This is a genomic window from Ectobacillus funiculus (genome assembly GCF_004138295.1).
Lineage (GTDB): Bacteria > Bacillota > Bacilli > Bacillales > Bacillaceae_G > Ectobacillus > Ectobacillus funiculus.
In genome coordinates this window covers 86,483-107,533 of record NZ_SCFM01000014.1, presented here as the reverse complement: position 1 = coordinate 107,533, position 21,051 = coordinate 86,483, and the positions used below count along the sequence as shown (strand labels likewise).

Genomic DNA, 21,051 nt, shown 5'->3' with positions numbered 1-21,051 from the left:
AAAATTCTACACTACGTCGAATGAACTTCCAGCTGGGAATTTATACTTTCTTACAGTGTAAAGAAAACTCGCTGATTGGCGAGCCATGCTCTTGGGCGAAGACAGAAGCGTAGCCCTACTTATATTTTATTCCTAAAATTTCTCGCTACGTCGAATGGTCTCCTAGCTAGAAATTTATACTTTCTTAAAGTATAAAAATCCCTTTCATTTGGCTTACATGAAAGGGATTTTTTATAATACTACATTCATTATGCTGCTCCTGCCGCCTTATTTAATACTACTTTCGCTAGCACTGCATATAAAGCAATTGTACCTGCTACAAAAGCATATACCATCGTTTTCACCACACCTATTTTGATAATGATTATCATACTTAGTTTGTATTGTAGCATGAGGGAGAATGATTATCAATATACATTATGGAATGAATCGTGAAATCTTTTGAAATGACTGTTTATAGTTTGTGAGCTCCTGCAGCGCCCGTTCTTCCTCACGAATGCGAACCGAGAGCACAAGCATATTTAACAGACTGCACACAATGGCAGTGATATAAGCTTGGAACAAAATCGGGATGATCCAAAACTCCATCATAACAACTATGTAATTTGGATGGCGCATAAACCTATACGGTCCCTTTGGCACAAGCTTGCTATGGGGCAAAACAAGGATTTTCGTATTCCAATATACCCCAAGAGAAGCAATCGCCCAAACACGAAGAAACTGTGTACCGATAAACAAAGCGAGCAGCACAGGCCACATAGGAGAAGGAGCTTTTTTTAAATAGGTGACTTCTGCAACTATGAAAACCAAAAATAACATATGAAGCAGCACAATATACTTATAATGCCCCTTCCCAAACTCCAGTGCGCCTCTTTTTTTCAGATACTGCTCATTTCGCCGTGCCAATAGCAATTCCGCGAGGCGCTGCATCACTACAAATGCAAAAAAAGAAAAAAATGTCATTATATGTCCTCCCATCGCACAAGTACCAGCTCAGAGCTAAATCCTGGACCAAGCGCGGCAATCATCCCTATTTCCCCTGTCTTCCTCACACGCCGCATGTATCGTTCTAGCACATAGAAAACAGTAACCGATGACATATTGCCATTTTCCTTTAATACATTAAGTGATGTCTCTGTTTTTTGTGAAGGCATATCCAACGCCTCTTGATAAGCTTCTAATACTTTTTTGCCGCCCGGATGCGCAATAAAATGTGTGATATCAGAAAGCGTTAGCCCATGTTTCCTCACAAATGGCTCTATATTCGGTCTAAGCCATGTTTTAATGAGTGTCGGGATATGTTTTGAAAACACAACGTACAGACCTTCATTTTTTACATCCCATCCCATAACATCCTCTGAATCTTTTAATAACGTAGATTGTGCATCCAGATAGGCAGGCAAAGCAGGCAGGAGAGATAAAGAACATATATCAGCCTCCTCCCCTGCAACAAGGATGCAGGCGGCACCATCCGCAAACAGTGATGTTCCAATGAGATTGCTTTTTGATACATCATGGCGTTGAAAGGTAAGGCTGCACAATTCTACTGCCAGAACAATTACCTTCGCACGTGGAAACGCCTTACAATACTCAAGTGCTCGCGCCAAACCAGAAGCACCCCCAGCACAGCCGAGTCCCCAAATCGGAATGCGCTTCGTATGCGGAGAGAACGATAGCCGATTCATAATTTTTACGTCAATTGTAGGTGTGGACAGACCAGTAGATGAAATAAAGAAAAAGGCATCTACTTCATTCTCCTCCACACGGCGTTGCAAAAAGGCATCATTTTGCAAGCACGTCTGTATGGCCTTTACTCCAAACAAAGTGGCGCATTCTATATAAGCATAATTTTTCTCTTCCCATGTATGCTCACGCCGAAACCATGACAAATCTTTAGCAAAATTCCGTGTTTCAATCTGGCCATTTTGAAACACCTGCAGCAGCCGCTGAATATCACTAAACGCTCCGCTAAACATCTCTTTTGCAAAGGCAACTACCGCTTCCTGCGTCATACTATATGGCGGCTTGCAAATTCCTACTGAAACAATTTTCGGCACGATTTCCCACTCCATCTTATTTAAATATCTATAACTTCCCCTACCATCTGCTAAACTATGCATCGTAAGAAAAGCGGACACAGCCCGGCTTTACTTACGTAGTTTTGCAGAGAGGAAACTCTTCCTACAGTGCAAAAAAAAGCCCCTTTGCGTAAGGGGCTCCCATTTGAACTGCCTGTTTGAAAGGAGTGGTTTCAAACTGTTGTGCACTTTTATTATAACGCACTCCTTTCATGTTAACAGTAAAAAAAATTGGAAATATCGCTAGGTGAAGATAGATTTCTTTCTCTCTCTCCTTCTATAATAGGGAAAGCAACTATTAAGGGGGAATAAGGTGGGTATCGATGTAAATGAACACAAACGAATCCAGACGTTAGACGTGATTCGAGGATTTGCGGTATTTGGCATCTTCCTTGTGAACTGGCCCTCACTCACTGGAATTGAAACACTTGATGGCACAAAAACATATGTAGGTATTGATGCATGCATTCGGCTTATATATGACCTGTTCATTCAAACAAAATTTTATACGATTTTTTCCTTTCTCTTTGGTCTCGGCTTTTTCATCTTTGTGACGAATGCTATCGAAAAAACACAATATCCGAGACTGCTCTTCTTCCGCCGCCTTGCCTTTTTATTTCTATTTGGCGCCTTGCATTATGTTCTGCTGTGGAGTGGAGATATCCTTCATAGCTATGCAATCTCGGGAATATTTCTCCTGCTCTTTTACAAACGGCGTCCGAAAACAATTCTGATTTGGGCCATTTTGCTGCTCACACTGTTTCAGCTTCTGATGCTGCTTGTATTTATTTTTATTGATACTTCTGTCAGTACGGTACATGAAATAAAAGGAATGAACCCTTTGCAGCATTGGACAGAACAGACCGCAGATAGATGGAAGCGATTTTCAGGAGAAAATATCGCATTAAACCTACTGTATGTACCCGAAACTTTAGGATTATTTCTGCTTGGATTGTTTGCTGGTAAAATCCGCTTATTCCACCGAGTTAAAGAATGGAATAAACTGCTTCGCAGGCTGCAGATTGCTGCTTTTCTCCTCACCTTGCCGAGCTGGTATATGATCCTACACTATTATGCTTACACAGATGTGTATAATTCGGCGGAAATGTATATCTATATACTATTAAGCGGAAAAACATTATTTATCCTCTATACAATTACTCTTGCACGACTGATGCAGCATAAAACTTGGCAGCGAATTCTTCAGCCGCTTCAATATACAGGTCGCATGGCACTTACAAACTACCTTACACAAACAATTGGTACCGTTGTCCTATTCGGACTTTTAGCTCCTAATAGTCCTAAGCTGCCGCTGCTAGCAGGTCTCGTATTTTGCATGGCATTGTATAGTTTGCAGATCTTTTGGAGCAAATGGTGGCTGTCCCGCTTTCAGTATGGGCCATTTGAATATGTATGGCGCCTAGGCACGTATGGAAAAAAAGCAAAGCACCGACAAGCATGACCACATGAGAAAACACCGAAGCAACGAGATGCTGTTAACAAAATATTTGCGCTGGGTCAGTGATAGCAATTGTATCTATATACAGGAAATGAAAAGAAGCGAACCACTGTGTCGTAGTTCGCTTTTTTTTCTTCTATGGCCTTTTTCATTACCCTCAAGCAACTTCAAGTGGCGTTTATTTCATATCATCAGATCACACAGTTCTTACGTGTATAAAGGAAAAGTGCATATCAACATTTTCAAGGTTTTATTTGTTTACTGTTCTCTTTATATTTATCGGTATGCACCTTAGTTATTAATAGGGAAAAAGTCACCTGAAGATATTTCCACTGTTTAGTATAATGCTCTTAATGATACCGAGTCACTGCTACTTGTTATTACGTATAAAAAGGGGCTTCAAGTGATTGGTTTTCTGGTACTTTATGTACCCCTATTTCTGTATGCCAGTGTCCAACAATTAATGTTTGTATTACATCTGCATCTCCTATTGTTTTTCCCAGTTCCTTTTCTTGATGTTCCTTAATGTCCTGAAACATCTCATAAAACCTTCCGTCTAGCTTCACTGTAATTTCTCTCATAAGAAAACCCCTTCCTTATTTAAAACAAATGTTATAATTATTTTCTGTATAAAGCCGATAAATAAACGCTAAAACTACGCTGTATGAAGGAGATAACCAATAGTTACAATTTTTCTTTTGCTTTTTCTTAGTTCCTTTTCTAACGGCTTCATTCTTTTTTGCAGATAAAAAGTAATCATATGCCTGCTGGAAATCGAAATCGTATAAACTCTTTTCATAAAAAAACGTCCCCTCCAAATTCTTACCAAAAGGAAAGAACATGTAGACGACGTTTTAACATATTTTAAGCATTAATATATTGGATACAGTAACGTTAAAAAATGCGCTTAACTAGCAAGGTTTGCTGCCTTTTCACCTTTACTTTGCTTTACTGCTCTAGCAGGAGCAAGATTGAACAGTGCATTTAACAAAACTGCTGTTAACGCAGGCGCAATACCAGAGGACTCAAGTGTGATAATTTTTGTGATAGGATTATCCCGAAAGCGATTGGCAAATTCCTTACCAATTTGCACCATCAAAGACGGATCTATTTGATGATTTAAAAAAGCATCTACCTTTAAAACACCTTCTGATAATACTCTGCCTTCTTCTCGAATCTTCTCTTCTAATACCTTCATGTTGTTCTCCTCCCGTTGCTACAAATAAAAAACTCCAAAAGCATCCACCTACAAGTGAGGGGAAGGCTTTTGGAGTTTCGGTAAATGATCGGTGTACTTACCCATAAGACGTTGTCTATTAACCATCCTCACTCATAGTCAAGTCATTCACGGTGACTTGGTAGAAACTTACAGACCATATTTCTGCGATTATACGAGCGTTATTTATGTAGTTTTATAACCGAATTATACATGTATTTTCCACTTTCGAAAAGGAATTTTCGAAAAAAACACGTACAATAAAACAAAAAAAATTAGATTCGTTCGATTTAAAAACCAAAATCAACTTAACACCTAATCCAAAATCCAAAAAGTAAAGTTTTTTTCGGATTTTCTTATCTTTCCTTCTTGCCGGTTAAACGAAGCAGCTTACTAAAATACGCACAATACCTTTGAACTATTTCTTAAGCATTAATGGATTTTTACTATTCTGGTTTGCAGAGCTTTTTACGCTTCCATAAAGAAGGCTCTCCGCTCCGCAGTAATCCATTGTTCTAAATTGTCTTGGCTGCGTCGGACAAGTCGATTCACCAATACATCATGCCATACATAATCCTCCAGTAAATAAATATGAACCGGGTCATCTGTATAAAAGGCAATGCTGCGCTCTTTAAATGAGGGACCATAAATCATCTCTTCCGCATCTATGGACAGGATAAACCAATGCTCACTCGAAGGGGTTTCAGTAAAAGGGGTGATACGATGCACATCTACATGTGCAACAGGATCTTCAACATGAAGCGTTATACCTTGTACCGTAACACGAGCAGCGGTCTGCTGCAGATCCTCTCTCAGCATTTCATACATATCGTCCCACATCGAAATAACAACACGTTTTTTTGCTTTTTTGAGTAATGCTTGACAATAGCTAATAATCATTTCACGATCCTTTAACGTCATTACACGATTGTCCGGTTTTTTCTCAGTTGTTTCAAGCCGTTTTAATGAGTCACTTATCGCTTCATAATTAGATTGCCAATCTGATTGAGCCTTCTTCAAAAAGATATCAACAGGCAATGGTGAATACTTGGTTCCATCTTCTATTTCTTCCTTCAGAACAATCCCCTTTTCAACAAGATTGCTTAAGACATCGTAAATTCGTGCTCGCGGAATGCCCGAATCCTTACTAACTTGGTAGGCGGTAACTGTTCCTTGTTTAACAAGAGAAACATAGGATTTGGCTTCATATTCATTAAATCCTAATTTTTTTAGCTGCTGTAATATATTTTCCAATGTTCTCCCTCCTCTAGTTAATTATCCTTATCATATCAAAATTACGATAACTATTTACAACAATATATATTTTAGTTACTATTCAAGTAGTAACTAAAAGAAGGGCTGATTATATGCTATCTGAATTGGATCCATCGTTATTACTTATTCTGATTGTCTTTGGCTTTTTGGCAGCATTTATTGATTCCGTTGTCGGCGGAGGAGGGCTGATCGCATTGCCGGCATTGTTATTTACAGGTCTGACACCAGCAACAGCTGTTGCAACAAATAAACTAGCGGGGACACTCGGCTCTTTAACGAGTACCATTATGTTTTATCGTTCGGGCAAACTCGATTTAACCTCCATATATCGGTTGTTTCCACTCGTCTTTATCGGCTCAATGATTGGCGCTTGGACCGTTCATTTGATGAATCCTGAAGTGCTAAAGCCACTGATGCTTGTCATGCTCGCTGCCGTTGCAATTTATACCGTTTTCAAGAAAGATTGGGGCAGCATTTCAACCTATAAAAAATTATCCATCCGCCACTTTATTATCTTTATGATTGTAATCTTTGCTATTGGTTTCTATGATGGATTTCTAGGTCCCGGAACAGGTTCATTTTTAATGTTTGCCTTTTTAATGATCGGCTTTGATTTTTTAAAGGCTGCAGGGAACGCGAAGTTTTTAAACTTTGGCAGCAATATTGCCGCATTATTAATGTTCATGTATTTGGGGCAAATCAATTACGCTTATGGTTTACCTATGGGGCTTGCACAAATTGCTGGTGCGATTTGCGGCTCGAAGTTTGCGATTAAACGAGGAAGCGGCTATGTCCGTGCACTGTTTATTTTAGTAACCTTTTTGTTATTGGCAAAAAATACTTATGATCAGCTTCATTAACATGTGCATTAACCTAATAAAAGAAGAAAGCCTGTACCTATGATGACTCAGTCATATAAGATACAGGCTTTTCAATTTAACGTTTAAAGGCCTTTATATATTTAATGTATTACCAGCTTTTTTCGCATCATATATTGTAAATGTTTTTATATTTGTCTTCTAAATATGCCGCTAAATAGGCTGCATTCAATCCTTCACCCGTTACATCCTGTAAGATTTCAAGAGGCTTCTTGAGTTTTCCATATCGATGAATATGCTCTGTCAGCCAGCTGCGAACAGGTGCAATATTTCCATCGAGCAACAATTGATCGAAGTTTGGGATATCTTTCAGCATTGCCTGCTTAAGCTGCGCAGCATATATATAGCCAAGCGCATATGACGGGAAGTATCCGAAATCACCGCCGGACCAATGCACATCCTGAAGAACACCCGTCGCATCATTCTGTGGACGAATTCCTAGATACTCTTCCATCTTTTCATTCCAAACGCGCGGTAAATCCTTCACATCTAAGCTGCCGTCAAACAACTCTTTTTCTATTTCATACCGAACCATTACATGAAGTACATATGTTAATTCATCCGCCTCAATCCGAATCAACGATGGCTTCGCTTCGTTAATTGCATCATAAAACTCATCAAGCGATACATCATCAAATTGCCCGCTTGCATGCTTCTTCAGAACATCGTAATTCTTTTTCCAAAACTGTTTATTACGACCAATGAAGTTCTCAAAGAACAACGATTGTGATTCGTGAATTCCCATAGATGTTCCGTCACATAACGGTGTGCCAATCAAATCCTTTGAAATATTTTGCTCATACACAGCATGGCCGCATTCATGGATGGTTCCAAAGATAGCTGTACGAAAATCCGACTCATCGTATTTTGTTGTAATGCGTACATCACCTGGGTTTAGCGTAATCGCAAACGGATGTACCGTTTCATCTAAGCGCCCTGCATCGAAGTTATAATCGAGCTGCCGCAGCAGTTCAAGACTGAGGGTGCGCTGTTGCTCCTTTGGGAAATGCTTTGTTAACGGCTCCGTTTTCAGCAGCTTACCAGATGCGGCAATTTGCTTAACAAGTGGTACAATCCGCTCGCGCAGTTCACCAAATACGCGATCCAGCACTTCCACAGTCATCCCCGGCTCATACATATCTAGGAGTACATTATAGCAATTTTCCTTATATCCCCAATAGGAGATGAACTTCTTTTTATATGCGACAATTTCCTCTAGATACGGCCTGAACATCTCGAAATTCGACTCTGCCTTTGCCGTTTCCCATATACTCTCAGACTTCGCTTGCAGCTTCACATACGCTGTGTATTCTGCTTCCGGGATTTTTGTATTACGATCATATTCTTTACGGCACTCTTCTACTGTTTTTTGCGTCTTTTCAGAAAGCTTCCCTTCTGCCGCCAAGTGTTCTAGCTTCTCCAAATAACCCGCCATCTCGTCAGATACAGACATATTGAATACATCAGTTGATAGCTGACTAATAACCTCTGAACGCTGCTCTACACCGTCTTTTGGCGCTCCTGTACGTAAATCCCAAAACATCACATTCAGCGCTTCTTCATAATTCATCATCTTTTTTACATAATCCAAAAATTTCAGCTCTGCTTCATACGTAACCACCGTCATAGCTAACCTCCTTGTCTAACATACTAACGCATTAAGATTAACGAATGATTTCACCTTGCACTGGTAAAGAGCTGAATACAGCATCTGCCACCTTTGGATTTTCATCTTCTGTCAAGAAAATAGAAACACATCCATTGTCTTCGCTCGTACGAATCAAGCGGCCAATCCCTTGACGTAAGCGGAGAATCATGTATGGCATGTCCACCTGCGCAAATGAGTCAGACGCATGCTTGCGCTTTGCTTCAAATACTGGATCATTCGGAGGAAACGGCAGCGACCAAATAATAACATGTGACAATGAGGCTCCTGGAATATCAAGACCCTCCCATAAATGGACGGCACAAAGCACTGTTTCTTCTTCATTCTGAAATTGTGAAACAAGGCGGCTAATTTCTTGATCTCCTTCGTATAAGAACGGGATCTGCATATCTACTCCCTGCATATGCTGTTTAAATGCCGCAAGCTCTTGCTTGGTTCGGAATAAAACGAGAGTGCGCCCTTGCAGCTTCTCAATTTCCTCGAGTGTATATGCAATCTTTTTCTCAAACAATCCGTCTGCATTATACGTTGGCAAATATACCTTCATTTGCTCTTCATAATCAAACGGCGATGCTACTGAAAACGAAAGATAATCCTGTACTCCAAGACTGCTTGCTATAAACGAAAATGATCCATTTTCTGATAATGTGGCAGAAGAAAAAATAAACGGAACTTGTTTAGAGAACACCTTTTCCTGAAGCACTTCTTCTACAGCGCGTGGCATAATGACAAGCGTGAGCATTCCATCTCCCGCTTCTGCCCAAGAAATCACATTTCTTTCGTGCAAAAACAGCTTCAAGGAATGATCTAAAATATCGAGATGCTCGTCCGCAATCTTTAAGTCGTATTCTTCAATTGTATACAATTCACTCTCGAAGACGAGCGCATCGCCAATTTCCTGCACCTTTCGATAAAGCCGTTCTCCCTCTTTTCGCACCTCATTCGTGATGGCGATTTCTAACCGATCCGATCCTGGCACTTCTCTTGCGGCATCTTTGACTGCATAGAAAAACTGCTCTGACTGCCAAATCGTATCTTCGATGAGCTGAGCAAACTCTTCACGAATATCATTTTGAAGCAGCCTAGAGAGCAATTCCTCCATCATACTTTGCTTCAATCGATATGTAAGCGCCTTTTGCGCTGCATATTCCACCAAATGCCCTTCATCAAATACAACACAGCTGCCTTCTGGCAAAAGCGGCAGCTGCCCCTCGCGCTTTCGTGCATCGTATGTCCATACATGCTCCATATAAAAGTCTTGTGAGCAAATAATAATATCCGCTGCTTTTCGGTAATGCTCGCGAGACAATGTTTGTCCACAACGATGACGCTTCTCACACGCAAGGCAATCTTGAAAATAATCCCAGGAAATCTGTGACCATTGTTCATCACTTAAGGACGGGTATTCCTTGCGGTCGCCATAATGATGAAAATTTTGCAGCGTACCATGATCAAAAACAAATTCAGGCAGTTCATAATATAAGTCCTCAATTTCCTCGGACGCCGCCCCGCTCATCACATCGTCTAGCTTTTTCAAGCACAAATAATTATCCATTGATTTCGCAAGACGAACATCGATTTGCAGATCAAGTGCGCGGGAAAGCTTTGCAATATCTCCCTCTTCTTTTACAAGCTGTTCGATTAACGTTTCGTCCGCACAGGCAATGATAGCTGGTTTTCCTGTATAACGTGCATAGCAAATCGCGTACAACAAGTACACAATTGTTTTTCCCGTTCCAACTCCTGCTTCGGAAAACATAACCTTTTTCTCTCGAAACGCACGGTCGAGCTGAAACGCCATAAAAATCTGCTCATCACGCAGTTCAAAACCAGCATCTGGCAAAATGTCGTAAAACACATCGCCAATCCATTCATTCAATTTGTCATAAAAATTATCTTGCTTTCCTACTTCAAACGGCAGCTTTTCTCTCGTCAAAATCATTCTCCTCCAACACACGATAACTGCAAAAAACGTAAAAAGTTTTCCGAAAAGGAAAACTTTTTACTCCATCATCGCTTTTAAATAATTCGTATCAATTAATGTTTTATGGGATAGCGCCAGCAAGTATTGCTCCTGTGCCACCCGCAGGCCATCGACCGCCATACTAGCAGATTCATCATTTTCAAGCATATGGTACGTCCGGTGAATCGCTCTTTGAATAATGTCAAACTCAGGAAAGTTCCCTGTCATCTTCTGAGCCCTCCTCTAGAACAGTTTACATAATAAACAGTATATGTGCTCTAAAGAATCTTTATTCATTTTGCTTCAGCGCTCGCCCGATTTTACCTATTACAATTGCGGACGTGGCGGTCTCTTGCCAAAATATTGATAATAGTCTGTTCGAATAAATCCGTTAAACAGCTTTCTTTTTTTGGAAGCTTCAGCTCCGTACCATTTTTCAAACTCTGGATAACTCGTAAGCACATAGATTGACCAAGTATCCATACCTCGGAATACTTTTCCCATTTCTGCATATAACTTTTCAACCAACGGCTTTTCACTTAAACGCTCGCCATATGGAGGATTCGTCACAACATATCCATATTCCTCTTTTGTCGTAAAATCTTTTACCTGCATTTGTTTAAATGTAACTAAGTCCGTAAGACCAATTTCTTCTGCATTTTCCTTTGCAATTTGCACCATACGGTGATCAATATCAGAACCAATAATATGGAGCTTCTGATCGTAGCGCGCTAAATCCTCAGCTTCTTCACGAGCACGGCGCCATCTGTCCTTCCCAACCCACTCCCAACCGTCGGATGCAAATTCACGGTTAAAGCCTGGTGCAATATTCTGACCGATAAGAGCCGCCTCGAGCGCAATTGTGCCGGAGCCGCAAAACGGGTCAACGAACGGACGGTCTGCCTTCCAGTTTGTCAGCATCACAAGCGATGCTGCTAGTGTTTCCTTTAGCGGAGCCTCCCCTTGTGCTACACGGTAGCCTCTTTTATGAAGGCCAACACCGCTCGTATCAAGCGTAATTGTTGCAATATCCTTCAAAAGCGCTACTTCAATGCGATATAATGGCCCCGTTTCTTCAAACCATGTTGTACGTTTGTATGTACTACGCAACTTCTCCACCACAGCTTTTTTGACAATGCTTTGGCAGTCTGGAACACTAAATAATTTCGATTTCACCGATTTTCCAATAACAGGAAATTCCGCATTTTCCGGTATATACTGTCCCCAATTCAGTGCTTTTGTTTTCTCGAACAGTTCATCAAATGTAGTAGCCTTAAATTCCCCAACTTGAATTTTTACCCGATCTGCAGTTCGCAACCACAAATTTGCACGACAAACCGCATCTTCGTCCCCTTGAAAGATGACTTTTCCGTTATCAACCTGACACTCATAGCCAAGGTTTCGAACTTCCTTTGCAACAAGCGCTTCAAGTCCCATCGCCGCCGTCGCAATCAGTGTTAATTTACTCATTTTCATTCTCCTAACAACAGTAGCTTTCTTTACCATTTTAACTCGCTAGTGTGAAAGTCATACAGTTTTATGTACAAGCAAAAAGCTCCCCTTCACACAGGAGAGCTGTTCTCTTTAAGTTACTGGTTCATAACGTTCTGTAAGCCATGTTCTGTACCATTGTACTGCAAGCGGCTCCCGCCTCGTACTCCGGTGGCGATTATCTATCTACAGACAAATTGCCTGTCCTTTCCCCTCGTTCATTTCCTTGGAAAAGGTGCCCCTACCATAATTTGGGTTTCTCGCTCGTGGGGTTTACCGCGTTCCACTCCCGGCATTTCTTTCGGGACTCCGTCACTGTGGCACTTTCAAGGTATTTGAACCATATCCCGCAGGACTTAGGTTCTTTCCCTGCCGTTAGCCCTTTCAGACTACCTTAGCTTATGACTTCGCTAAGCACGAACACTACGACCATCTCAGGTCGTGCGAGCATGGACTTTCCTCTACAACATACATTGCAGCAATCACCCAAACGTCATGATACTCTTAAGTATAGTAAAAAACTACGCATGATGCAACATTTTTATATATAAGTTTCCACAGGTTATACCAACACTCATTTATTCATATAGCTTACTTCCAAATACAGCCTTCTCCAAATTAGATAATCTCTTTAAAATATCCGTATTTGCGCTTGTATAAACAGGCTGCTGCACAGGTGGTGGTGTGGGTTGCTTTATCTTTTGCTCATCCATCATTCGTTTTAAGCGGGTATTTTCCTGTTGTAATGCTTCGATTTCCTTATGAAGTGTTTCATAATCCTTAATGATTAAATCTAAGAATTTATCAACTTCCTCTTGTTGATAACCACGAAGACCCGTTTTAAACTCTTTTTCTAAAATATCCTTTGCTGTTAATTTTAGTTTATCGGAAAACATTTCCTTCACCTCAAATCTTTGCCATAACTTTCAACACTTAAATTTTTCCACAAAAGATAGCAGTTTGTCAATATGAACTACAGATGGACTACTCGCCGTCCCACTGTTCCTCCTCCATTAAAAGCTGCAAATCAGCAAATCCTATCGAGTAATATGCATATTCTCCCTGCTCCACTCGTCTTTTTGCCAACTCACTCAGAAATTTTGGACTTCCTTCTTTTTCTTCATCGTATACAGCTAGTAAAGCATCGCTTTTTTCAATTAAAAACTGATTTTTCAAACGAAATTGCTGTGGGCTTTCGTATTTCCGTTTCGTAATACTATCAACGTGATCGGCTTGTGCTAGAATAAACTCGTAGTATTCCTTGTTGGCTTCATTCCATTTTTCTTCCTGTTCAAGAAACGGGGTAAACACTGCCAGCTTTAAATCCGGATACTCCATTTGCAGCTCAAACACAACCTCAGCTGTCCATAGCTCTACGCCAAGCTGACCACTTATTAGCACCCACTCCAAGCCTTCCTCCAAGAAAGCAGTCAATTGTCTGGAGATAGCCTTTTTTATGTAAAATACACCAGGATGATCCACAGAGAATATTCCAATTTCAAATGGTTTATAGCCTGTCACTGTTACAATGCGCATTACCTCACCCTTTCGTAGCATATCATAAAAGCAGGCATATGCGCGCTCCTAAAACATGCATCTCACCATGAAACTGCTGTTCCACAAATAAAGCTGTTTATCCCCCATGCTGTTCAACTCCATTTCAAAGGACTGCGACTTCTAAATTCATAGAAAAAGAACCGGCATACCATAACCGGTTCTTGCAGCTTATTTTTTAAACATTCCGCCAACCATTGGATTTGCGTTCGCAGCACCGGCTCCCATCGGATTCATACCTGGACCAGTTGATGCACCTGCTACCATCCCAGGCATTCCAGGATCCATCATTCCAGGAACTCCTCCCACTGGACCTGTCATTGCGCCAGCTACCATTGGCGACGGATAACCGCCATAAGGGCCAGGACCATAAGGGCCAGGACCATAAGGGCCAGGACCATAAGGACCAGGGCCTGTCATCGCACCGGCTACTTGCGGCACAGGGCCATATCCCGGAACATCAGTTTGAGAAACAGTGTTCAACACAGATTGCGTTTGCGGGAAATAATGTTGATTTTGAATCAATTGATGATTAATCAAAGTGTTGTGTGTTGGATGAATGTGCGGAACTACTGTCGTAGAAAATGTCTGTGTATCACAATATTTTGTTGGATGCACCACTGGAGGTGCTGTACAAACAGGACCTGTTGCTGCTGGACCTACAAAATTCGGTCCTCCAAAACAAGGGTTACAAAACATAGTTTTTCTCCTCTCCATCATTTGAGAATGAACTTACACTTTACAATATGACAGAGAAGTGGTACATGACTGTTACAAATACCTATTTCATGAGAAAATCGTGTACAAAACATGTTTAAAGCTCGTAAACACCAAAAATGTTAACGTAATCATTGCAAAGAACATATACAGAATTGCCTTTTTCACTGTCTTCCTCTCCATACTCATAATAATACAAACAAGCTATTCCTAATTGTAAAACCTATGAGAAAGAGAGACAACCATTTTATAAGTACAAATAAAAATTTCACTTTTCAGAATATTCAATTCGATCTTTACGACAAGTAGAAAGCAATAAGAAACACTTGCCAATTGGCGAGCCCTGCCCCCAGACGAAAACAGGGGTGTAGTTGCCTTTATGCTTTATCACTAAAATTTCCAGCTACGTCGAATTGTCTTCCTGCTAGAAATTTATCCCTTCTTAAAGTGTAAAAAAAGCGGACACAGTCCGCCTTTACTCCCCTAGTAAAACAACCTGCGCACAACCAGCACACCGTGCAGCGAAGCTTACTCTATAAAAAAGGTTCGTATGCTCTTCACCATGGAAACCCTTTTTCCTTTTGTAAAGCAATTTATTTTACAGAAAGGGGGAGATTATTGGAATTATCCAATGTGTTCAAAAGTATTATCTATTTACCTTCCAAAAAATCCTCCGACTTGTTTAACGAGTCCCGTGACTTGGTTCATCGCGTTCATCATTTGTCCTGCAGTGTTCATCATTTTATTAATATCGTAATTGCCATCCGCTGTTTTAAATTGCGACATCACACCTGCATTTTGTCCCTTTGACTGTTTCTTATAGTTCTGCTTATTTGTTGCCGGATACAGCGTATACGGATTCATTTGCGGCGAAACAGGAGACTGTGGTGGATAAAAGGTTGGCTGACTCATTCCGTTCATAAAAGAAAGCTGAAATGGCTGAAAATAGTTAGGTTGTGTTCCGTAATACGGCTCAAACGGATACATATTATACTGCAGATACGGATTTCTTACGTCGGTATGCATAGGTTGATTTGGAAACAATAGAATCCCCTCCTCTTTATCATCATCTACACATTACAATATGAAGAATCGAGGGCAGATGTGTAGCCAGAATCCTCTTACAATCTGTCTATTCTTGTCGGAAGTTTAAATTTTTCGAAATCGGTGAAAACGCTTTTTTTATGCTACCATAAAGAAGTAAAAGGTGATTTCTTCTTAAGGGGGAAACGGAATGACATTAGGGGAATTGCGCACGGTTTTTGTCGGGGTAAGACAATATGAGCCAACAGAAACAAATGAATTACTCGATTTTGTGCAGCAACGTTATGTAATGGGAGAAATTTGCATTTTACAGTACCGGGATTTAATTCGTGAACTTGAAGCAATGGGGGCAAGAAAGCCTGATTATCTTGTGGAAGAAGGCATTGCGCAAGGAAACTCTTAATTTGGGAGGGAAACCTCTCATTTTTTTCGTTGTTGAACCATACAAAAAAGCAGCAAGGTACCCTTGTACTGCCGCTTTTACATATTCCTATTCATTAGAATGTTACGCAACACATACTCTACAGATTTATATCTTTCCTTAAAACGCTTTGGCTTGGCAGTTCCAAAACATTCTACAGCATTTACTCTTACATTCTCGCATACCTGCTCGATTTGTAAAAGATGTATATGCTTAGGGTGTTCTTTCTTCACCCAGGATTCCGCCGCACGCCTCCATTCTTCTAGCACACGATCTACCTGCTCCACAAATGGCTGGATCTCCTCCTTAAAATCTGCATCCTTTGTTTCCCGCACAAATACTTGATGTACCTGCTCATTCCAATCCAGCAATTGTTTCGTCAATTCTACCAACATACGTTACCCCTGCCTCTTCTAGTATATAGCTGCCAGTGTCTCTAGCTTATGCAGCCAGCTCCCCTTCTTTAAATGATGCTCAAGCTTAGAATCCAAATGCGTCAAGTGCATGTTCACAACCTCTATATCATCCATTACTTCATCTTCTTTATGTTTGACAGTATGATTCACACGTAACGTTACATTCATTTCCAGCAAATCAAGAGCGCTCAGCAGACGATCCATCCCATTCAACACGTCATCCATCGGAACTATCTTCATTATAAAACCTCCCTCATTGCTTTCATGCGTGTCTATTTCGACGCGCCTATTCCCACTCCCTTCCTGGCTGACAAAACTAGTTTTCATTCGGCAAAGAAAGCGATTTTTCCCCTTCATTAAAAAAAATCCTGAACCTCAATCAATACATGTAGTTGCTTTTGCTTTATCATAAACCAATCCGTCAAATCAAACGGCTGCTGAGGCTCTTCAAAAGAAAATAAGCTTTCCAAATCTACATCTGTATTATACCAATCATTTTCAACGTATCTTTGATGCGGAATCACCGGAAAGACATCCCGTAAATACGGGGTATCCTGTTCCTTTGTAAAAGAAAAATACTGCTCGTAGTCCCTGCGTGAACCTGTGTGGACGGTTTCATCAGAAAAACGCTGAAATCCCTCCTGATACCTTGGGCAAAATAAAAGCCACGCTAACCGCTTACCAAGTTCAACACGTTTGGAAAGTCTTTCAAAGTCAGATACGGAAAAACCGTATAATTTCCCTTGGATAGTGGGAAACAGCACAGCGCTAAAATGAAATAGTTCCTGTACCTTAAAAAGCAGCGAATGAAATACGTGCTTTTGAAAGAACGGATGTTCAATAACAGGCCGCTGGATCATTTGCTGCTCATTTATAATAAGTGCTGTCATAAGGCGATTGTCATCCTTTTCATACCAATAACGTTCCCACTCAGCCTCCATAAAAACAGATACAGAAAAGGCTTTTAGAAGGTGAAATAACGGTTTTTCAGCCTGTTTACTCTCTTCATACAATAACAGCTGTGGATATGCATCGGAAAAAATATACCAATTCGCACGTTCATATGTTAAAAACAAACGCTTCCGTACCTGCTGAGGCAGTATTTTCGGATAATACTTTCCTTCTAAATCTGTCATATTCCACCCTGCATTACGCGATACCATACTTGCTAAGAAAGACCAACGAATCTCACAATTTCGTAAATAATACTCCTTATACGCATGCGTACGCGAAATATTATCCCTGTTTTCAAGAATAGTGCCTTGCTTGATTGCTTTAATCAGACTTTTTTCCTGCTCTGTATAGACGATTCCTTGCCGCCGCTTGTTCATTTGCTCATATTCCGCTCGAATGATTTCCATTTTTTCCACCTCATTTCTATCTTTACCTTTTCCTATGAAAACTTTATAGTCTATTCTCCTATTTTTTTTGATATAATCTCCTTTGTAAGTGACTTTTGTCTGGAGTGAGTACATAATGTCCATCCGATATCCGAACGGCAAGCCCTATGCAAGTGAGAAGGAGATTCATAATCCCTACATAAAGAACCATACTTATAGTAACAGAGGAATGTCCTTGGAAGAAGAACTGAACGAAACGAACGAATACTATTCTGCAGCTGATATTGCCTGTATACATAAAAAACCGACTCCCCTACAGATCGTAAAGGTAGATTATCCACAGCGGAGCGCAGCAGTAGTGCGAGAAGCATATTTTAAACAGCCTTCTACGACAGACTATAATGGTGTATACAAAGGAAGATATATCGATTTTGAAGCAAAGGAAACAAAAAACAAAACGAGCTTTCCCCTGCAAAATTTGCATCTGCATCAAATTGAGCATATGAAGCAAATACTGCAGCATGGAGGAATTGCCTTTGTAATCATTAAGTTTACCTTCCATAATGAAATCTATTTCCTTGATGCAAAGCATATGATTGAATACTGGGAAAGGCAAACGAACGGTGGACGAAAGTCAGTAACAAAGCAGGAAATTGAAACGAAAGGATATCTAATTAAGTGCGGTTATCGCCCAAGAGTCGATTACCTGCACGTACTAGACACACTGTATTTTTCGTGATAAAGTCAACAATAAAGCGCATTTTTCGACACTTCTTGGAAAAGTGAAAGGTAGGAGAAAGAATAATGTCAGACACATATCGTTCTCGCGAAGAACGAAAACAAGCAGAAAGAAAAAAACAAGAAGGACAACCGTCGGGAAAGCCGAAGAAATCGGGAAAACCGAAGAAAAAAGGGTCATTCTTGAAAAAGTTTTTAATCGCCTGCTTGCTTACCGGCATTGTCGTTCTTGGAGCTGGAGTTTCCACCTTCTTCGCTATGGTGAAGGACGCCCCAAAGATCGACGAGTCAAAATTAGCAGACCCGCTCTCTACAAAATTTTATGACCGAAACAATGCTTTTCTTCATGAATATGGTTCACAAAAACGCACAAAAATTACGTACGACCAAATTCCAAAAGTGTTAGAGAATGCTTTTTTAGCAACTGAGGATTCACGCTTTTATGAACACCACGGCATTGATATAAAACGTACTGCTAAAGCTATTTTAGAGAATATAACAGGCGGATTCGGCTCTCAAGGGGGCAGTACAATTACACAGCAAGTTATTAAAAACTACTTCTTATCACCAAAAAAGACCCTTGAGCGTAAAGTACAAGAATGGTATTTAGCTTATAAACTAGAGCAAAAGTACTCGAAGCATGAAATTTTAGAAATGTATCTGAACAAAATCTACCTTGGCAATCAAGCATATGGCGTAGCCGCGGCTGCTAAGGCATATTATGGTATTGACAATTTGAAGGATTTAACGCTCCCTCAAGCAGCAATGCTCGCGGGTCTCCCACAAGGTCCAAGTATATACGACCCATCGAATCCTGAAAATGTAGAGAATGCTAAAAAACGACGTGATATTGTTTTATCAGCTATGTACAAGCAAAACTTTATTACAAAGCAGCAAATGGATGACGCAATGAAGGTTCCTGTAACAGAAGGGGTGCTTCCACGTCAGAATAATCCAATGCCATATCAAGCATTTCTCGATGCAGCCGTTAAGGAAGTAGAAAGCCAGCTCAAGAATGTTGACATTAGCACTGACGGCTTGCAAATTTATACAACGCTTGATCCAGAGCAACAAAGTTATGCCGATAAGATGCTAGATACAGCAGACATTATTGACTACCCGAATGATCGTTTTCAAGCAGCCTTTGTATTTATGGACACAAGTACTGGAGAAGTACGTGCAATCGGCAGCGGGCGCAAGGAATATAAAGCAACATTCCGCGGCAGTAACTTCGCGATTGATATGAATCGTCAGCCGGGTTCGACATTCAAACCAATTTTTGACTACGGTCCGGCAATCGAAAATTTAAAGTGGGCTACTTCTCACATCGTCCAGGATGCACCAACAACGTATTCCAATGGGACACCGATTAAAAACTGGAATAATGACTATAAAGGAGATATCTCCATTCGTACAGCCCTGCAATGGTCTTATAATATTCCAGCGTTAAATACATTGAAGCAAGTTGGATTAGACAAAGCTCGAACATTTGCAGAAGGACTCGGTATTACATTTGACAAAGATGTTGTATACGAATCCTATGCTATCGGAAGTAATGCAGTAAATCCGTTGGAAATGGCTGGCGCATACGGGGCATTTGCAAACGATGGTATGTATACGAAGCCTCACTTTATTCGTAAAATCGTATTTCCAGACGGCAAGGAGCTGAGCTTTGAGCAAAAACCGCAACGTGCAATGAGCGATTATACAGCTTATATGGTGACTGATATGCTCCGTACGGTTGTAGACTCCGGTACAGGAACGGCAGCCAATGTTCCAAGTCTTGATGTAGCAGGAAAAACTGGAACAACAAACTTTGAAAAGCAGGTAATTGCCAAGTTTGGCTATCCAAGCAACGCAACGAGTGACAGTTGGTTTGTCGGTTATACGCCGCAATATACAATGTCTGTTTGGACCGGCTACGCCCAAAACGGTGCAGGGAATTATATGGTTGGTAACACACAGAATATAGCAAAATATATTTTCAAAGAAATGATGCGAAAGTTCGGAAATGATAATTCTGCATTTGCACAACCGTCAAGTGTTGTCCGCCAAGATGATAACGAGCTTTATGTAAAGGGCCAAATGAGCGACTATGTTCCCGTAAAAGCAGATGCGCCGAGCGGATTACAGGCAAAGTATAATCAGGAGAAAAAGGAGATTTCCCTGTCTTGGTCATACCCACAAAGTAAAATACAAAATACAACTTTTAATGTGAATTATTCACTAGATGGTGGTCAAAGTACCGCTCTTAAAACAAATACAAAGGATGTCGCGCTCACATTGAGTAATGCAAAGGCTGGAGGGCGCTATACCTTCTCTGTTACTGCAACATCAAGAGGAAAAACTAGCAGTGCAGCTACTGTAACAGTTGTTGTTCCGGCTGCTGCAAGTTCCAATACGCCGAACAATAATAATGCTTCTAACGGAGAAAATAATAGTACAAACAACGGAAATAATAGTACAAACAACGGAAATAATAGTACAAACAACGGAAATAATAGTACAAACAACGGAAATAATAGTACAAACAACGGAAATAACAGTACAAACAACGGAAATAACAGTGCAAACAATGGAAATAACAGTGCAAACAATGGAAATAACAGTGCAAACAATGGAAACAACAGCACAAACAACAGCGGCAATAGCACGAACAATGAAGCTGCCGAACCTAACAATAACACTAATAATAGTAATACCAACGGTGAAAACGCAACTTCACCATCCACGCCAGAACAGTCTGTTAGTGAAGAAGACGTGGGAATTCCTAAAGTTCCTTAAAAAAAACATCT

General features: G+C 40.5%; 22 protein-coding genes, 1 other RNA gene, 1 pseudogene and 1 riboswitch. Of the genes and pseudogenes, 5 read left to right on the top strand and 19 right to left on the bottom strand.

What is annotated here, in order from left to right; genetic code table 11:
- Nucleotides 1-248: 248 nt before the first annotated feature.
- From EP737_RS26015 to EP737_RS11850, 3 genes are read right to left on the bottom strand one after another with little or no spacing between them, the layout of a single operon-like run.
- On the bottom strand, nt 249-392 hold the full coding sequence (locus EP737_RS26015) for a hypothetical protein (RefSeq protein ID WP_205650926.1): 144 nt from the start codon (nt 390-392) through the stop codon (nt 249-251).
- 25 nt (nt 393-417) lie between these two features.
- Entirely contained in the window at nt 418-963 is a 546-nt protein-coding gene (locus EP737_RS11855) for an isoprenylcysteine carboxyl methyltransferase family protein (RefSeq protein ID WP_129728186.1), read from the bottom strand.
- On the bottom strand, nt 963-2,057 hold the full coding sequence (locus tag EP737_RS11850; RefSeq protein ID WP_129728185.1) for a type III polyketide synthase: 1,095 nt from the start codon (nt 2,055-2,057) through the stop codon (nt 963-965). Before EP737_RS11850 ends, EP737_RS11855 begins: the two co-directional genes overlap by 1 nt.
- A 334-nt stretch (nt 2,058-2,391) precedes the next feature.
- Here EP737_RS11850 and EP737_RS11845 point away from each other — a divergent pair, with 334 nt between their 5' ends.
- The gene (locus EP737_RS11845; RefSeq protein WP_129728184.1) at nt 2,392-3,540 is read left to right on the top strand and encodes a DUF418 domain-containing protein; all 1,149 of its coding nucleotides are present in this window, start codon (nt 2,392-2,394) and stop codon (nt 3,538-3,540) included.
- A 377-nt stretch (nt 3,541-3,917) separates the two neighbouring features.
- On the opposite strand, the gene EP737_RS11840 is transcribed toward EP737_RS11845, so the two are convergent.
- The 4 genes and pseudogenes from EP737_RS11840 to EP737_RS11830 all read right to left on the bottom strand — a co-directional run bounded on the left by EP737_RS11840 (nt 3,918) and on the right by EP737_RS11830 (nt 6,007).
- On the bottom strand, nt 3,918-4,118 hold the full coding sequence (locus EP737_RS11840; RefSeq protein WP_129728183.1) for a hypothetical protein: 201 nt from the start codon (nt 4,116-4,118) through the stop codon (nt 3,918-3,920).
- Nucleotides 4,119-4,192: 74 nt separating this feature from the next.
- A complete protein-coding gene (locus tag EP737_RS25570; protein WP_165350767.1) occupies nt 4,193-4,336 on the bottom strand; it encodes a hypothetical protein in 144 nt (47 codons plus the stop codon).
- 189 nt (nt 4,337-4,525) lie between these two features.
- A pseudogene (locus EP737_RS11835) lies at nt 4,526-4,735 on the bottom strand (type I phosphoribosyltransferase); the annotation flags it as partial.
- 115 nt (nt 4,736-4,850) lie between these two features.
- Nucleotides 4,851-4,952, bottom strand: a riboswitch (purine riboswitch).
- A gap of 269 nt (nt 4,953-5,221) precedes the next feature.
- Nucleotides 5,222-6,007 (bottom strand): TrmB family transcriptional regulator, encoded by a 786-nt coding sequence (locus tag EP737_RS11830; protein WP_129728182.1) that lies wholly within the window; start codon nt 6,005-6,007, stop codon nt 5,222-5,224.
- A gap of 113 nt (nt 6,008-6,120) precedes the next feature.
- Here EP737_RS11830 and EP737_RS11825 point away from each other — a divergent pair, with 113 nt between their 5' ends.
- Entirely contained in the window at nt 6,121-6,888 is a 768-nt protein-coding gene (locus EP737_RS11825) for a TSUP family transporter (RefSeq protein WP_129728181.1), read from the top strand.
- 127 nt (nt 6,889-7,015) lie between these two features.
- On the opposite strand, the gene EP737_RS11820 is transcribed toward EP737_RS11825, so the two are convergent.
- From EP737_RS11820 to EP737_RS11780, 9 genes are all read right to left on the bottom strand, one after another.
- Nucleotides 7,016-8,533: a carboxypeptidase M32 gene (locus tag EP737_RS11820; RefSeq protein ID WP_129728180.1), complete on the bottom strand. Its 1,518-nt coding sequence runs from the start codon at nt 8,531-8,533 to the stop codon at nt 7,016-7,018.
- Between the two features lie 37 nt (nt 8,534-8,570).
- Nucleotides 8,571-10,514, bottom strand: a complete 1,944-nt coding sequence (locus EP737_RS11815; protein WP_425455886.1) for an ATP-dependent DNA helicase — start codon at nt 10,512-10,514, stop codon at nt 8,571-8,573.
- A gap of 60 nt (nt 10,515-10,574) precedes the next feature.
- Nucleotides 10,575-10,763 carry a DUF3921 family protein gene (locus tag EP737_RS11810; protein WP_129728179.1) on the bottom strand — a complete coding sequence of 63 codons (189 nt, stop codon included), beginning with the start codon at nt 10,761-10,763 and terminating at the stop codon, nt 10,575-10,577.
- A 99-nt stretch (nt 10,764-10,862) separates the two neighbouring features.
- Nucleotides 10,863-12,005: a THUMP domain-containing class I SAM-dependent RNA methyltransferase gene (locus EP737_RS11805; RefSeq protein ID WP_129728178.1), complete on the bottom strand. Its 1,143-nt coding sequence runs from the start codon at nt 12,003-12,005 to the stop codon at nt 10,863-10,865.
- Nucleotides 12,006-12,140: 135 nt separating this feature from the next.
- Nucleotides 12,141-12,520: RNase P RNA component class B (gene rnpB / locus EP737_RS11800), an RNA gene on the bottom strand.
- Nucleotides 12,521-12,604: 84 nt separating this feature from the next.
- Nucleotides 12,605-12,922: a cell division regulator GpsB gene (gene gpsB / locus EP737_RS11795; RefSeq protein ID WP_129728177.1), complete on the bottom strand. Its 318-nt coding sequence runs from the start codon at nt 12,920-12,922 to the stop codon at nt 12,605-12,607.
- Between the two features lie 88 nt (nt 12,923-13,010).
- Nucleotides 13,011-13,562, bottom strand: coding sequence for an SLOG family protein (locus tag EP737_RS11790; RefSeq protein ID WP_129728176.1), 552 nt, complete (start codon nt 13,560-13,562; stop codon nt 13,011-13,013).
- 189 nt (nt 13,563-13,751) lie between these two features.
- Complete coding sequence (locus EP737_RS11785) at nt 13,752-14,279, bottom strand: spore coat protein (RefSeq protein ID WP_129728175.1); 528 nt, start codon at nt 14,277-14,279, stop codon at nt 13,752-13,754.
- 672 nt (nt 14,280-14,951) lie between these two features.
- Entirely contained in the window at nt 14,952-15,323 is a 372-nt protein-coding gene (locus EP737_RS11780) for a YppG family protein (RefSeq protein WP_129728233.1), read from the bottom strand.
- 208 nt (nt 15,324-15,531) lie between these two features.
- Between EP737_RS11780 and EP737_RS11775 the strand changes: the two genes are divergently transcribed.
- Nucleotides 15,532-15,744 (top strand): YppF family protein, encoded by a 213-nt coding sequence (locus tag EP737_RS11775; RefSeq protein WP_129728174.1) that lies wholly within the window; start codon nt 15,532-15,534, stop codon nt 15,742-15,744.
- 77 nt (nt 15,745-15,821) lie between these two features.
- Here the strand turns inward: EP737_RS11775 and EP737_RS11770 are convergent, their stop codons facing one another.
- The 3 genes from EP737_RS11770 to EP737_RS11760 form a co-directional block, all read right to left on the bottom strand.
- Nucleotides 15,822-16,157: a YppE family protein gene (locus tag EP737_RS11770; RefSeq protein ID WP_129728173.1), complete on the bottom strand. Its 336-nt coding sequence runs from the start codon at nt 16,155-16,157 to the stop codon at nt 15,822-15,824.
- Nucleotides 16,158-16,175: 18 nt separating this feature from the next.
- The gene (locus EP737_RS11765) at nt 16,176-16,418 is read right to left on the bottom strand and encodes a hypothetical protein (RefSeq protein WP_129728172.1); all 243 of its coding nucleotides are present in this window, start codon (nt 16,416-16,418) and stop codon (nt 16,176-16,178) included.
- Nucleotides 16,419-16,534: 116 nt separating this feature from the next.
- The gene (locus tag EP737_RS11760; RefSeq protein WP_129728171.1) at nt 16,535-17,539 is read right to left on the bottom strand and encodes a DUF2515 domain-containing protein; all 1,005 of its coding nucleotides are present in this window, start codon (nt 17,537-17,539) and stop codon (nt 16,535-16,537) included.
- Between the two features lie 115 nt (nt 17,540-17,654).
- On the opposite strand from EP737_RS11760, the gene recU reads away from it, so the two are divergent.
- Nucleotides 17,655-18,257 carry a Holliday junction resolvase RecU gene (gene recU, locus EP737_RS11755; protein WP_129728170.1) on the top strand — a complete coding sequence of 201 codons (603 nt, stop codon included), beginning with the start codon at nt 17,655-17,657 and terminating at the stop codon, nt 18,255-18,257.
- Between the two features lie 65 nt (nt 18,258-18,322).
- Complete coding sequence (locus EP737_RS11750) at nt 18,323-21,040, top strand: penicillin-binding protein 1A (protein ID WP_129728169.1); 2,718 nt, start codon at nt 18,323-18,325, stop codon at nt 21,038-21,040.
- Nucleotides 21,041-21,051: the final 11 nt, after the last annotated feature.